At 33.1% G+C, this 14279-nt stretch carries 17 protein-coding genes; 6 read left to right on the forward strand and 11 right to left on the reverse strand.

Features of this window, described 5'->3' with window-relative positions; genetic code table 11:
* The first annotated feature begins 53 nt into the window (after nucleotides 1-53).
* The 5 genes from Q1B37_RS09470 to Q1B37_RS09490 all read left to right on the forward strand — a co-directional run bounded on the left by Q1B37_RS09470 (nucleotide 54) and on the right by Q1B37_RS09490 (nucleotide 4743).
* Entirely contained in the window at nucleotides 54-1316 is a 1263-nt protein-coding gene (locus tag Q1B37_RS09470; RefSeq protein WP_299898192.1) for a POTRA domain-containing protein, read from the forward strand.
* A 58-nt stretch (nucleotides 1317-1374) separates the two neighbouring features.
* Nucleotides 1375-2637, forward strand: a complete 1263-nt coding sequence (locus Q1B37_RS09475) for a POTRA domain-containing protein (RefSeq protein WP_299898194.1) — start codon at nucleotides 1375-1377, stop codon at nucleotides 2635-2637.
* An 85-nt stretch (nucleotides 2638-2722) separates the two neighbouring features.
* Nucleotides 2723-3283, forward strand: a complete 561-nt coding sequence (locus Q1B37_RS09480) for a TetR/AcrR family transcriptional regulator (RefSeq protein ID WP_299898196.1) — start codon at nucleotides 2723-2725, stop codon at nucleotides 3281-3283.
* 54 nt (nucleotides 3284-3337) lie between these two features.
* Nucleotides 3338-3748 carry a nuclear transport factor 2 family protein gene (locus tag Q1B37_RS09485; RefSeq protein WP_299898197.1) on the forward strand — a complete coding sequence of 137 codons (411 nt, stop codon included), beginning with the start codon at nucleotides 3338-3340 and terminating at the stop codon, nucleotides 3746-3748.
* A gap of 23 nt (nucleotides 3749-3771) precedes the next feature.
* On the forward strand, nucleotides 3772-4743 hold the full coding sequence (locus Q1B37_RS09490; protein ID WP_299898198.1) for an alpha/beta hydrolase: 972 nt from the start codon (nucleotides 3772-3774) through the stop codon (nucleotides 4741-4743).
* Between the two features lie 60 nt (nucleotides 4744-4803).
* Here the strand turns inward: Q1B37_RS09490 and Q1B37_RS09495 are convergent, their stop codons facing one another.
* The 10 genes from Q1B37_RS09495 to Q1B37_RS09540 all read right to left on the reverse strand — a co-directional run bounded on the left by Q1B37_RS09495 (nucleotide 4804) and on the right by Q1B37_RS09540 (nucleotide 11797).
* Nucleotides 4804-5007, reverse strand: coding sequence for a hypothetical protein (locus Q1B37_RS09495; protein WP_299605641.1), 204 nt, complete (start codon nucleotides 5005-5007; stop codon nucleotides 4804-4806).
* Nucleotides 5008-5106: 99 nt separating this feature from the next.
* Entirely contained in the window at nucleotides 5107-5712 is a 606-nt protein-coding gene (locus tag Q1B37_RS09500) for an NAD(P)H-dependent oxidoreductase (RefSeq protein WP_299898200.1), read from the reverse strand.
* A 4-nt stretch (nucleotides 5713-5716) separates the two neighbouring features.
* Nucleotides 5717-6586, reverse strand: a complete 870-nt coding sequence (locus Q1B37_RS09505) for an NAD(P)-dependent oxidoreductase (RefSeq protein WP_299898202.1) — start codon at nucleotides 6584-6586, stop codon at nucleotides 5717-5719.
* An 89-nt stretch (nucleotides 6587-6675) separates the two neighbouring features.
* Nucleotides 6676-7542 carry an AraC family transcriptional regulator gene (locus tag Q1B37_RS09510; protein WP_299898204.1) on the reverse strand — a complete coding sequence of 289 codons (867 nt, stop codon included), beginning with the start codon at nucleotides 7540-7542 and terminating at the stop codon, nucleotides 6676-6678.
* Nucleotides 7543-7616: 74 nt separating this feature from the next.
* Nucleotides 7617-8192 (reverse strand): YceI family protein, encoded by a 576-nt coding sequence (locus tag Q1B37_RS09515; RefSeq protein WP_299898206.1) that lies wholly within the window; start codon nucleotides 8190-8192, stop codon nucleotides 7617-7619.
* 7 nt (nucleotides 8193-8199) lie between these two features.
* Entirely contained in the window at nucleotides 8200-8688 is a 489-nt protein-coding gene (locus tag Q1B37_RS09520) for a hypothetical protein (RefSeq protein WP_299898209.1), read from the reverse strand.
* Between the two features lie 2 nt (nucleotides 8689-8690).
* Entirely contained in the window at nucleotides 8691-9080 is a 390-nt protein-coding gene (locus tag Q1B37_RS09525) for a hypothetical protein (protein ID WP_299898211.1), read from the reverse strand.
* A gap of 124 nt (nucleotides 9081-9204) precedes the next feature.
* The gene (locus Q1B37_RS09530; protein WP_299898213.1) at nucleotides 9205-10320 is read right to left on the reverse strand and encodes a helix-turn-helix domain-containing protein; all 1116 of its coding nucleotides are present in this window, start codon (nucleotides 10318-10320) and stop codon (nucleotides 9205-9207) included.
* A 24-nt stretch (nucleotides 10321-10344) separates the two neighbouring features.
* A complete protein-coding gene (locus Q1B37_RS09535; RefSeq protein ID WP_299898216.1) occupies nucleotides 10345-11055 on the reverse strand; it encodes a TIGR04283 family arsenosugar biosynthesis glycosyltransferase in 711 nt (236 codons plus the stop codon).
* Between the two features lie 28 nt (nucleotides 11056-11083).
* Entirely contained in the window at nucleotides 11084-11797 is a 714-nt protein-coding gene (locus Q1B37_RS09540) for a DUF547 domain-containing protein (RefSeq protein ID WP_299898217.1), read from the reverse strand.
* Between the two features lie 211 nt (nucleotides 11798-12008).
* Here Q1B37_RS09540 and Q1B37_RS09545 point away from each other — a divergent pair, with 211 nt between their 5' ends.
* On the forward strand, nucleotides 12009-13226 hold the full coding sequence (locus Q1B37_RS09545) for an NADH:flavin oxidoreductase/NADH oxidase family protein (RefSeq protein ID WP_299898219.1): 1218 nt from the start codon (nucleotides 12009-12011) through the stop codon (nucleotides 13224-13226).
* Nucleotides 13227-13289: 63 nt separating this feature from the next.
* On the opposite strand, the gene arsM is transcribed toward Q1B37_RS09545, so the two are convergent.
* On the reverse strand, nucleotides 13290-14258 hold the full coding sequence (gene arsM, locus Q1B37_RS09550) for an arsenosugar biosynthesis arsenite methyltransferase ArsM (protein WP_299898221.1): 969 nt from the start codon (nucleotides 14256-14258) through the stop codon (nucleotides 13290-13292).
* Nucleotides 14259-14279: the final 21 nt, after the last annotated feature.

Below are 14279 nucleotides of genomic sequence, written 5' to 3' on the forward strand. Positions count from 1 at the left end.
GATTTTCCTGTAAGATCATAACATATTTTGCGTCTACGATGATAAAAAATGTTATGAAGAACATCTTAATAGCACTGATTTTCTTTGCTTATTGCGGAAGTTTTTCTCAAGAAGCTGTTGTCTCAGAATTACAAATTACCGGTTTAAAAAGAACCAAGGAATCCTTTATTAGGAAATTGGTAAAAGTAAAACCAGGATCTACCTATGATTCTTTACGAGTAGCAACAGATATCGAGAGATTGAAAAGACTTCCTGGTGTAGCAAATGCAGAAGTTGTAGTGAAGCAAAATCGAGATTCCGGATATCAAATTACGTATGCTATTGAAGAAAATTTCACCATTATTCCTGGTTTAAGTATTGCTACAGACAATAATGGAGAATTTGCGTATAGAGTTTCACTTTTCGAATTCAACCTATTTGGAAGAAATCAAATTTTTGGAGGTTTCTATCAGCGAGATGTTTTTGATTCCTATGGAGGTTATTGGGAAGCACCATATCTATTTACAAATAAATTTGGGATAGGTATTAATTACAAAAATCTTGTTTCTCAAGAACCTATTTTTCTAGAAAATAATAATACCATCAATTATAAGTTTGATACAAAAGCGTTTGAATTGAACTTTTTATATGAGTTTGATTTTCATAACCGAGCTGAGGTTGGTGTTAATATTTCTAAAGAAGAATATGATTTTATAGAAGGAGATTTGCCTTCCGAAATTCCAACCCGTCTTTCTGCTAATAAAATTGCGTACAGAGGAGAATATGAATATAACGATATTGATATCGATTATCAGTATGTTTCTGGTTTTAGAAGTCTATTGGATTTCCGTTTTGTAACTGGTGGAGAAGGTTTGTTGGATGATTTTTTTATTGGAAGAAATGATTTTGAATATTTCAGAAGAATCGGAAAACGCGGGAACTGGGCAAATCGTCTAAGATTAGCATATGCATCGAATGATGATACCCCTTTTGCTCCTTTTGCAGTAGATAATCAATTAAACATACGAGGGGCTGGAAATACGATTGATAGAGGTACTGCTGCAATTGTATTAAATACAGAATATCGGCATACCTTATACGAAAAAGGATGGTTTGTAGTGCAAAGTAATGTTTTTATAGATACCGGAACATGGAGAAATCCTGGAGGAGATTTAGTAGAACTGGTAGATGGTAGTACCTTACGGTTTTATCCTGGAGCAGGAATACGACTCATACATAAACGAATTTTTAATGCAGTTTTTAGATTAGATTACGGTTACGGAATTGGAAATGATGCAACCAACGGAATTACCTTTGGAATTGGCCAATATTTTTGATTTGCAGTGTAATAAGACGTACCTTTGTTAGGAAATTGCTTCAAATATTTACAACTAAATGCGAATAAGACTTACCCTTGTCTTCATAACCTTTTGTTTTTGTTGTTTAGGCTACGCTCAGGAAAATGTAATTTCCGAAATCGTTATTCAGGGAAATAAAAAAACAAAAACAAGAGCCATTGCAAAATTGAACTCTATTCGAGAAGGTGATGTGCTAGATTCTATTCAAATAGAAGAAGATATCAAACGATTAAAACGATTGCCAAGCATTGCGCATGCCTATTATCAGGTACATAAAAAGGAAAACGGTTATAAGGTGGTTTATGGAGTAGAAGAAAATTTTACGATCATTCCTAGCGCTAATGTATATACCACTAACAACGATGAATTTGCCTTTAGAGTGGGATTGTATGAATTTAATTTGTTTGGGCAAAATGTGGCTTTGGGAGGTTTCTATCAAGATGATATTTATAGTTCGTTTGGGGTGAATATAAGAGCCCCTTTTTTATTTAGTAAAAAGTTTGGTTTAGCATTTAATTATCAAAGTCTCACTACACAAGAGCCTGTGTTTTTAGACAATGGCACCGCAGATTATAAATATAACAACACTTCCTATGAATTGTTAGGATTATACCAGTTTAATTTTCAAAATAGGATTGAATTAGGTGTTAACTATTTTAATGAAGATTATACATATAGAACTGGAGCAACAGCACCAGATGTTCCCTTAGATTTTGACGTAAATAAATTACTTTTCAAAGGAATTTATGAATACAATAACTTAGATTTTTATTTCCAATATGTTTCTGGATTTAGAAGCGTTGCGAATTTTCAATATGTAATCAGTACAGAAGAGGTGCTCCCTGACTTTTTAATAGGATGGAACGATTTTATGTATTATCACAGAATTGGTAAAAAAGGAAACTGGGCATCGAGATTACGTGTAGGATTGGCTAGTAATGATGAATCTCCTTTTGCGCCATTTGCGGTGGATAACAATTTGAATATTAGAGGAGTTGGTAATACCATTGATAGGGGTACTGGAGTCATAGTTCTCAATACAGAGTATAGGCATACGTTGATGGATAAAGACTGGTTTGTATTACAAAGTAATGTTTTTGTCGATGGTGGAAGTTGGCGAAATCCTGGAGGAGATTTTGGAGATTTTGGAGATACTCAAAATTTTAGAGTCTATCCAGGTGTAGGGTTACGTTTTATGCATAAGCGAATTTTTAATGCGATTTTTAGAATCGATTATGGATATGGAGTTACGGAAGATGCTACTAATGGTTTCGTATTCGGAATAGGTCAATATTTTTAGAAGAATAATGTTTTAGTGTTAAAAACAAGTTAATAATAAACCGAACGTTTGGTAAAAAACTAAAAAAGGCTACATTTGCAACGTTATGAGACCAGTAAAAGTAGATGATCAACAGTTAATAGAAGGCCTGAATCAAGTATTTAGGACTAAAGGGTATGAAGGTGCTAGTTTAAATGAATTAGCGGAAGGAGCTGGTCTTAAGAAAGCGAGTTTGTATCATAGATTTCCTGAAGGTAAAAAACAAATAGGTTTAGCTGTACTGTCTTATTCTTCGGATTGGCTGCAAACAAATCTTTACAAAGTACTTTTGGATGAGACTAAAGAACCAAAAGAAAGATTAGAATTAGTATTACAAAAAATTGGTGAGTTATACGATCAAGGAAAGGAAACTTGTGTATTAAGATCACTATCTATGGAAGCCGGAATGGAGATCTTTGGTGAAAAAATAAAATCAGAAATGGAATCTTGGATTCAGCATTTTTCTAATTTCGGTTTGGAGTTTGGCTTAGATAAGCAAACATCTTCTAAGATCGCCAGACGAGGTCTTATTAGTATACAAGGAAGTTTGGTAGTGTCTAATGCAATGTCTGATAATTCGTTGTTTTTAGAAACTTTAGAAGAAATAGGAAAATACTATATAGGCTAACGTATTTTTTTGAATAATAATTATACCGAACGTTCGGTAATAAATAAAATCATCATGGAAAAAAAGTATCCTTTACCTCCTTTTACAGAGGAGACAGCAAAACAAAAAGTGCAAATGGCAGAAGATGCCTGGAACTCAAAAGACCCAATTAAAGTGTCTAAAGCATATAGCGAAGATACCGAGTGGAGAAATCGGAATCAATTTATCAACGGAAGAAAAGAAGTACAAGATTTTTTAACTGATAAATGGAAGAATGAACAGGAATATAAATTGAAAAAAGAACTGTGGGCTTTTACAGGAAATAGGATTGCAGTTCGATTTGAATATGAGTATAAAAATGATCAGGAACAATGGTTTCGAGCGTATGGCAACGAGAATTGGGAATTTGATGAAAATGGCCTTATGAAAAAGAGATACGCTAGTATCAATGATCTAGAGATAACAGTATCTGACAGAAAATTATAGTCTAATTTAAATACATACACAAAATGAAAATTCAAACAACAAAACATCTAGTTTTAATCCTAATATTCGCTATTACAAGTAACATGTTGGGGTCTGATCTAAGCTTGATTAGTAATGATAATGTAGTTACTGAAGCGTATAGTGTGAAATATAAAAAAATCAATGTAGATGGGGTACAAGTAGCCTATCGCGAAGCGGGTAATCCAAAAAATCCAGCAGTGGTATTATTACATGGTTTTCCTGCTTCTTCACACCAGTATCGAAAGGTATTAAATCAATTATCTGATGAATTCTATTTGATAGCACCTGATTATCCAGGTTTTGGTAATAGCGACTTCCCTAGTGAAACTGATTATGAATATACATTTGATAATCTTGCAAATACGATTAATACTTTTTTAGAAAAGTTGGAACTAACTTCGTATGCATTAATGATTCAGGATTATGGGGCTCCTGTTGGATTTAGAATAGCTACCAAACATCCAGAAAGAGTAACGGCAATTATAAATCAGAATGGGAACGCATATCAAGAAGGATTAGGACCTGCTTGGAAAGATCTTAGAGTATTTTGGACTAATCGGAATTCAGCAACTGAAGAGGCTTTATTACCAGTATTTTCATTAGAAGGATTGGAATGGCAATATACTCATGGAACCAGAAACCCAGAGAATGTAAACCCCGATACTTGGCATTTGGATTACTTACGATTGTCTAGACCGAATGCTCACAAGGTAAATTTAGATCTGTTTTATGATTATCAAAATAATATTAAGTTATATCCAAAATGGCAAAAATATCTTAGAGATAATCAACCACCATTATTAATTGTTTGGGGTAAGAACGACGCTTTTTTTCCCGAGAGCGGAGCTAAAGCTTATAAAAGAGATGTAAAGAATATTGATTATAATATTTATAATACTGGACACTTTGCTTTAGAAGAAGAGAGCGAATCTATTATTAAGAAAATGAGAGCATTTTTACATAAGGTTTTATAAATAATAGTTATTTTAAAAGAACAAGGATCTAGTAATTAAAACTAGATCCTTGTTTGTTTATTATTCAAATATACCCGTTAGACACATATGCGTTTCTCTAGTACCTAAACAACAACCATTAGGCAGTGGATATCCACCACAAGCCTGACATTCTTGAGGTGAATATGTAGGGCAAGTTGCTCTTACAGCTCCACCATTTACAGATCTTTGCGCTTCTTTACTAAGGGTCTGAGTGTCTTTTAAATTTAAAATGCTTTTTAACATAATTAAGGTTTTAAGAATAATATTTCCCCAAACATTTAGAGACACTTGAGGTTTATGTCTATGACATTAAGAACGGAAAAACGGGGAATTTGTTGCTTTTTATAAATGGTTTATTATTTCCTCAGCACTTTCCTTTGTTTTTACAAAAATTTCTTCATTCATAGTAGTTCCTTCTAACGGTAGAAAGGTTATATCGGTAATTCCAATAAGTCCTAAAACAGTTTGTAAATATGGCTGAAGAAAATCTAAGGCTTTCATTTCCTGAGAATCATATACAGCTCCAGCAGAGGTGATGATATAGGCTTTCAGCCCTTCAATTTTTCCATAAAAACCACCTTCTTCATTGACTCCAAAAGTACTATTGATTCTAACGATATGATCAATCCAGGCTTTTAGAGCAGAAGGAATGCTAAAATTATACATTGGTGTACTGATCAACAAGATGTCTGCTTCTTTTAATTCAGCAATTAGGGTGTCAGATAATCTAATAGCTTTACTTAAATCATCACTAAGTTGATCAGTTGGAGTGTAAAATCCTTCAATAGTTTTTTGTTGGATATGAGGTATTGGAGTATTGATAATATCTCTTGCAACTAAAGTGCTATTTGGGTTTTTTTGTTGCCATTGTTTTTGAAATAAATCTGCCATTTTTCTGCTATCTGAATTCTCAATTCTAGAACTAGCATCGATTCGTAATAATTTCATTTTTTTATTTTTTAGAGTTTAAAAATTCATATACTGCACTAAAATCCAAGTTTCCATATCCTTGTTGTTTTGCTTGTGCAAAAATTTCTTTTGTACTATTTAGATTAGGTGCAGCTACATTGTTTTCATACGCTGATATACTAGATAGGTGAAGATCTTTTTGTATCCATTTTAAAGGGAAATTAGCTTCATAATCCGAATTTTCGAGTTTATGACGTAGATTTGAAATAACAGGAGCTACTACTGGAGTGTTTAGAAGCACATTAAAGAGTGTTTCTTTTTCTAATTCCAATGCCTCTCCCATCACCATTGCTTCTGCAAAAGCAACCATCGATTGCCCTAATAATTGATTGATTAGCATTTTCATAGCTGCACCTTTTCCAACTTTTCCTAGGTGCAATGTCTTTTTGCCCATGATGGTTAATAATGGTGATACTTCATTTACCGAAGCAGTATCTCCTCCAACTAAAAAAAGCAATTCTCCATTTTCTGCAGGTGCTTTTGTTCCTGCTACAGGAGCATCCAAATAGCGAACTCTGAATTCTTTTGATATGATATCCATTTCCTTAGTGAAGGAAGGGTTTACCGTGCTGCAATTCAACCAAATACTGTTGTCCTTAAGTGAAGAGAGAAAACCTTGATTTCCTATAGCTACTTCTCTTACTACTTCAGGAGTAGAAAGCATTGTAATAATCACGTCAGTTTCTTTAGCAACTTCTTTGGGTGAAGTGGCCCAAGTTGCACCGTTTTGCAATAGATGTTTTGCTTTTTCTTTGGTCCGGTTATATACAACCAGATCATACCCTTTTTTTTGGAGATTGGCCGCCATTCTACTGCCCATAATACCAAGTCCTATAAATCCTATTTTTTTCATCTGTATATATTTATTTTGTACAAATGTCTAGGAAAATAAATGTGCTAACTTTTCAAAAAAACAAAAAATAGTGTTTTTCGGTCAAAACTTTATAAAAGGATATCTTTTCGATATTTGATTTGAAATTGTTTAGGCGAAAGGCTGAACTTATTTTGAAATATTTTTATGAAGTGTGATGTGTTTTCATAACCAACTTGTTGTGCAATAGCTGTTACCGAACTAGGAGTATCTTTTAATAAGAGCGCTGCCTTTTCCATTCGTCTCTGAACTAGCCATTTCTTAGGGGAAACTCCAAATTTGGATTTAAAATCTCTACGGAAAGTCGAAATACTTCTACCTGTTAGATATGCGTAATCTTCTATATCCAAAGGTTTATCATAATTATCACCCATAAAAGCTTTAATGTCTTTTTTAGCTCTTCTCTTGTGATGTTGTAATCTATTTACAAAAGCTTCACCTGCATCAGAAAGGCTAATCAAATGCAATAATTCGAGTAATTTCGGTTTGGTAAATTGATGTTGATTTTTATTTCTATATAAGGTAATGAGCGTGTCCGTGAATAATCTAATATTTTGATCATATGCTAAAATAATGCTATTGTTAGAATTTGTAATATCTGAGACTTCGAAGTTTCGTAAGAACTCATCCGTGATTTCTTCATCAAAAAAGAATACAATAGCCTCAAAAGATTCATTTTTTGGAACGATATCGGATATCATATATAGCCCTCTTGGGAGAAGTATCATTTGATTCTTATTTACAATCGAAAGATCTCCTTCTTTGGTTTCAATTCGTAATCCACCGTTTAACACTAATGTTAATGCATGCGATGCTAAATAACGCTCATTCTGAAGATCTGCATGCTGTACGCTTTTAAGAATGACACAGGATAAACCATCTACTAAGACCTTTTCAATCTTTGGATGCTGGTAGAATGCTTGTGGAACTACTTTCATAACAAACAAAAATCTTAAAAAATCGTTGGGTAAAATACTGTTGTTTTATAAAAATAACGATTTTCGGTCAGAACTTATTTCGATTTAAATAATAATTTCCCCTCTAAAATAAATTCATCGGCGATCGCATTTTCTTTCATTCTTTTAAAAATACTCGGAGAATTATGATTCACTCCATATTTTGTTCTATCTATCGAATATTTAAATGTAATCAAGATATCAGTGCCTTTGCTTTCAATAGTAACAGGAATATTTTCTGTATTTGTTTTGCCCTTTATCGTAAGGCTTCCTGTTAAAACAGTTTCTGTGTTTTCAAATGTAACTGAGTTATTAACGATGAAGGTAGCTGTTGGATATTTCTTTACTTCAAAGAAATCTTCATTTTTAAGGTGATTTTTTAGGTCATTATTTTCGTGATCAATACTCTTCATATTAATGATTAGTTGTAAGGAAGAAATTGTCTTGTCCAAGGCTGTTACCGTTCCACTTTTAGGTGTAATAGTTCCAGTAAGTGCGTACGAGTTAAAGGCAGCTTTTCCAGTCCATGATAGTTCAGAACTTTTTACATCTAAAGTGTAATTCTGCGCTTGTATCTTTTGTAATCCAATTATGATTAGACTTATGATTACTATATTTTTTAATGTTGGCATAATTGATTTAGTTTAAAAGTTTATCTGTTGTTTCAATCTTCTCATAACCACATACAGTTTCTCCATCTTCGGTTATACCAATAAAATACCACATGGCCCATCCTCCAAACAGCGTATCATCTGTTCGCCAATTGTTTGCCCAGGTATAAGGTTGAGATTGTTTCATTACCTGTTTTTTGGTTTTGAAATTTTTGTTTAGTTCTTTTAGTGGATATGATTTTCTTAAATTCCAAGTATCATTATAGAATAGATATGCACCGTATTCAATAATTGTTATTTCACTTTCTTTACATAGAATAGCGGTATTATGTTTCCAGTAATATCGATCATCAATTTTTATTGCATCAATTGATTTTGGAAAATTTTTTACGGAGATAGCTCTGCGTAAACTGCTTAATTTCTCAGGTAATTTATCATTTATAGGTGTTCCATATTTAGTTTGCGCTGTTAGTAAGAACGTATACATAACAACGCATAGTAAGATGACTTTTTTCATGATTATTTTATTTTTTCTGCAGTCCATACAGCTAAAAAGTCCTTCTTTATAGCATGTGTAGATCCATAAAGTTTTCCATTTTTATAGTAAAATGTGGTATTATAGTCACCACTATTGTCACCGGAGACAAGTGCTACATAAATCACATCTAATTGAGTGTTTACTCTTCCTTCTCTCATTTTTACACCTTCTCTGTAAAATGTTCCTTCTACGGATTTGGAAGTAATCTTATCGATACGCATCATAGCAAAATTGGAATCTGTGGTGTCCTGTGGACTCATATCCAGTTTCCATTCGCCAACTAATTGTTGTAGATCTTTTGTGTCTTCTTGAGAAAAGCTATAGAAAGATGTTACTAATACGATTACTGTAAATGTCATTAATTGTCTCATGTTGTTCTGATTTTAGAATTGTTCGAGACAAATATTGATCATTTAACAACTAAAATCGTTTCAATTCGCTAAATGAGACAAATTTTGAAGAAAGTTAAGGGCTCAATTTTTTAATTGAGACTGTTTAACTATTTGATTTTAAAGCGCTAGGAGGTTTACCGGTTATTTTTTTAACTGCTCGGTTAAAAGAAGCTTTAGAGTTAAAACCTGCTTCATAAGCTAATGCTAAAAGGGTAAAATTGTTATTTTTTGAGTCATTTACTAACCTTTTTACTTCTTTAATACGAAGTTCATTGATGTAATCATTAAACTTTTTCTCGTAGATGGTATTAAGGCACTTGGTTACCAAGTATGGTTTTACAGATAGTTGTTCGGATAGGGAAGCTAAGGTAAGTTCAGGATCTTTAAATAATTGGTCTTCTTGCATTTTAAGATTCAATGCATTACTGATAGTCACAAGTTGCTCTTTTTCTTTATCTGAGACAGTTGTTGTTGGTTTAAATGCACTTTCTTTTCTGCGAGAAAATCCTTCGAGCCCTAACCAATAAGTAATAATCGCCATGCCTATAAATACAGGATGACCGTAGAAAAAATTACTGGCAAAATTGAAAAAGAAAAAGTCTATTAAAATTCCAAGAACATAAATAATAGAGAATATTTTCATCACCAAAATTACTCTTTTGATCCAGTCGAGTTTTCCTGGAATGATCTTATATCCTTCTACACTCGTCATATTACTTAGTATTTTTTCGGCTTTACTACTATAAAAAATAATGAGTGCTCCAGAAATGACAAACATCGTTGGATAATGCATCCATACTACATATCCCCAATATCCTAACCAAGTAAGGCTTTCTCTGGTTCCATCCCAGTAAAAGTTTTGAGCTTTGATAAAAAAGCTCCAGGCAAATTCAATGAATACTGGTAGAAAATGAATCCAATCTTTCCGTTTAAATTCGAATTTTGGATTCACATAACTTTTTACAAAAAAGAAAATAAGCGTTCCGTAAATCCAATTATATTCTAGCAAAATATGATACCAAACATCATAACGGCCTAAACCAAATATATTTAATGTCTCTACAATAAGTCGGTAAGAAAAGAAGAATAAAATGGCAGCTAGAAACCTATTAGCTATATAATGTAATCCATTTTTTTGCCATAATATGGTTCCGAAAATGATTCCCTGAATAGCTCCAATTAGGAGTAAAACAACTAAAAGTATTGGTATTGTTTCCACTTCCCTAAAGATAAAGAAGTAGATTTAAGAAACAACTTTTTTCTTATAATACCTATATAAATCTTCTGAAGAGGCACCCAACCACCGTCGCATATGAATATTTAAAAAGTGGTATTGCAATCGCCAAACTCCGACTTCTCTGTAACGTCTTGCAGAAGTAATGACGTATTTAGGAATGATAACAAATTTGTTAATCGCAAAAAGACGATCTACTAGATCATTATCTTCATAAACGATATAATTTTCATCGTAACCTTCTATTTCTTTAAATAATGATGCGGTTATAAACTGACTTTGATCGCCACCACGACAGCGTTTACTTTCAAATTTTGTAAGCCAGCCTAGAAATCGCAACCACCAATGATTTGAATCAAACTTCATACGAAAACATCCAGCTTCATTACCTTTTTTTATTTCCGTTATGATATCCTTATCATAATGCTTTGGAGGAAAGGAATCAGCATGCAAAAAATACAGAATTTCACCTGTAGCAACCGATGCTCCTGTGTTCATCTGCTTAGCGCGACCTTTTTCGGAATCTACTAATTTAATCTTTACAGCTTGGCTTTCTGCAAACTGTTGTACCACGGTTTTTGAATTATCAGTGCTTCCACCATCGACAATGATAATATCACTAATGGTGTCTTTAGCATAAGAAACCTGTATCAAATGCGAAAGCAGCTTACATATAGAAGCCGCTTCATTAAGAATAGGAATGACGATAGAAATTTTCAAAAGGTCAGCTGTTATTTATGGTATAAAGTTACTCATTTAAACTCCAATCATATTTCTTATATCCTTTCTTTTTTTGCTTATCAATTTTAACTTTAGAGTATTTATTGATAAAAGATTTTGCATCTTCACCATCTACTTTGAAATCCTTTTTAAACCAACTGAAAATTTTTGAAACCTCTACTACTTCTTCAGTAATCGTATTTCTTTTAGGGTCGTTGATAAAATTTCCAGTAAGTGTTTCCAAGGCATTATCAACATTAGTTGCAGTAAAAGCTCTATTCCATACTATTGGGCAAGAAAAAGAAGCACAATTGATAGCAAAATGAATTCTAGGTTCTCCTAGTTTTCTAAGAATTTTGTGTTCTAGTTCATTTAAACTGTGTAGTACGCCATTAATTTTAAAGAACTGTCTGTCCCATGGATTTTTAATGTCTTTAATACTTTTTAAAGGGTAGTTATCAATGATAAGCTTGATAGTATAGGCATTGTAAGCATTGATCCAGTATGCTAACTTTTCTTCTTTGCTCCAATTTTCTGCAGGTGGATTATCAGAAAGATAGTTGAAGTACTTATATAGCTCTGCACTGTCTCTCATAAATCCTTTATAATCTACTTTTCCGTCATCAGATACATTGATCAATAATATCTGATCCCAGATGGCATGATCTAATTTTTGTTGTGCTTTCGTTTGTAGTGATATGAATGCAATAATTGCGAATACAAATAGTTTTGGGGTCTTCATTTTTTATGTTTTTTATTCCAAATGGTTAGGTTTGACACTTAATTTATTTTTTGTTTTTCCAAATAACGAAATGTTTATATAAATATTCGTTAAATACTCGAGGTTAGTCCAAAGTCTGTGCCATTCCTTACAGATGTTATTCGTAATTCATAGTTCCTTATATTGGAACTTACTTATTGAATGTGTATTATTGTAATCGAACTATTTCTATATGATTAGTACAGTTTTGACACTTCCTTGCGGAGCGGTATTGAAAAACAGATTGGTAAAATCCGCTATGACCGAGCGTATCAGCAATCGGAATTATGAACCTGTTAAAGGCCATAATCGGTTGTATGAAGATTGGTCTGCTACTGGAGCAGGCTTGCTAATAACCGGAAATGTAGTTATCGATAGGAAACATTTAGAATCTGCGGGTAATGTATGTTTTGATGATGAAAATATGCTCCCAAAATTAAAGTTATGGGCAGAAGCTGGTAAAAAACATGGTAATCATGTTTGGGTCCAAATTTCGCATTCTGGTCGACAAACAAATCGTTTTGGAACTAGTAGACCCTTAGCACCTTCTGAAGTTCAGTTAAAAAAGTTAGGGCTTTTTGGTAAACCTAAAGCTATGACAGAAGAGGATATTCTAAAAGTAATTAAAGGTTTTGCCAAGGCTGCACAATTAGCCAAAGAAGCTGGTTTTACTGGTGTTCAAATCCATGCTGCTCATGGATATTTATTGAGCCAGTTTTTATCACCTAATACCAATTTGCGATCTGATCAATGGGGAGGTAGTATTGAAAATAGAAGTCGTTTATTACTAACTATTATCAAAGAAGTTAGGAAAGTAGTAGGAGCTGATTTTCCTATAGCCGTAAAATTGAATTCTGCTGATTTTCAGAGAGGAGGTTTTACAGAGGAAGAATCCTTAGAGGTAGTTCGAATGTTGGATAATGAAAAGATAGACTTACTGGAGATATCTGGAGGAACCTATGAAAAGCTTGCTTTTTTTACTATGAATGAAGAAGATGAAAAACTAAAAGAGAGTACAAAACGCAGAGAGGCGTATTTTATAGATTTTGCTAAGAAAATAAGAGCAATCAGTCAGTTGCCACTAATGATTACTGGAGGTTTTAGGTCATATGATTTTTGTAACGAAGTATTATCTAATGGCGAAGTAGATCTAATTGGTATGGCTCGTCCTTTTATTACGAATAGGGATGAGATATCGGATTTTCTAAAAGGGAAGTTACCTAGATTAGAAAACTTGGTTTTGCGTACGGGAATTAAACAATTTGAAGATGCAGCCGAAGGAGGATTTTATGCCAGACAAATTATAAGGTTTTCGAAAGGAAAAGGATTGAAAATCAATATGAGTCCGCTTTGGTGCTCTATGCTTTTGATTATATATGAATTTAGAAAAGCAATGTCGAAGAAGTTCTAAAAAAACATATCCCCAAAACTAAAAGAAGTTCTAGGGATATGAATGCTTACATATTTAATAAATTTAGCAACATCCGCCACCATCGTAATGGAAAGTAGATTCGCTAATATAGATATCATCTCTTCCCAAATCAGCAATAGCAGCAGCAGTTTTGTCACATACGGCAAGAGGTTGGTTTTTTAATAAAACGTGTCCTTTTTTATCATCAAAATAGTCTTCATCTCCATAATAAATAGCTGCTTTCCCAGTAAATACACAAGGTCCATCCTCTGGCATTGGATCTTTAATAGCAGCCACCTCAATAGATTCTATATAGATTAATTCATCCGTTTCGTAGTTTTTAGGGTCTAATATACGATAAGGCTTACGTGCTCTAATTTCTATTGTTCCAAAACCAACATCAGTAAGTGCTTTTACATATTCTGCAATCGGAAGACTACCACTTAAACATAAAGCTCTTAATCGTTCGTCGTTTCTTAACGTTTCATTCATTGGCTGCTCACAAGTAGGATCACTCATCACCAATCTGCCGTGAGGTTTTAAGACACGATACATTTCTTCGATAGCTTTTTTTAGATCTTCTTCTTTAAAGATATTAAACAAGCAATTTTGAGCAGCTACATCAATACTATTGTCTTCTACTGGAAGATTTAGAGCATCACCAAATCTAAGATCTACAAATTCACTTTTGAACCAATCATTTTGTTCTTCAGCTTCTTTAAAATTCTTACGAGAAGCTTCCAACATTTCTTGTACTACATCTACACCGATAACACCATGTTTTTGGCGTGAGAAATAAGAGAATTGTAATAATTCCATTCCTCCACCAACACCAACGTATAGAATTTTAGGATTGTTGGTAAGGTCTCGGGCATTTACAGTACTTCCACATCCATAATTCATTTCTTGCATGATCTTTGGGATTTTTAATCCTGGTAGTTCCCAAATTGGATTTGTGGTACAACATAGTCCAACATCTGGAGTTAATGCTGCTTCTTTATAAACATCATGTGTGGTTTCTAAATAACTCATATTTTATACTTTCTTTTTACT

Origin of the sequence: uncultured Aquimarina sp. (assembly GCF_947492965.1) — a bacterium.
In the GTDB taxonomy this organism is placed as follows: Bacteria; Bacteroidota; Bacteroidia; order Flavobacteriales; family Flavobacteriaceae; genus Aquimarina.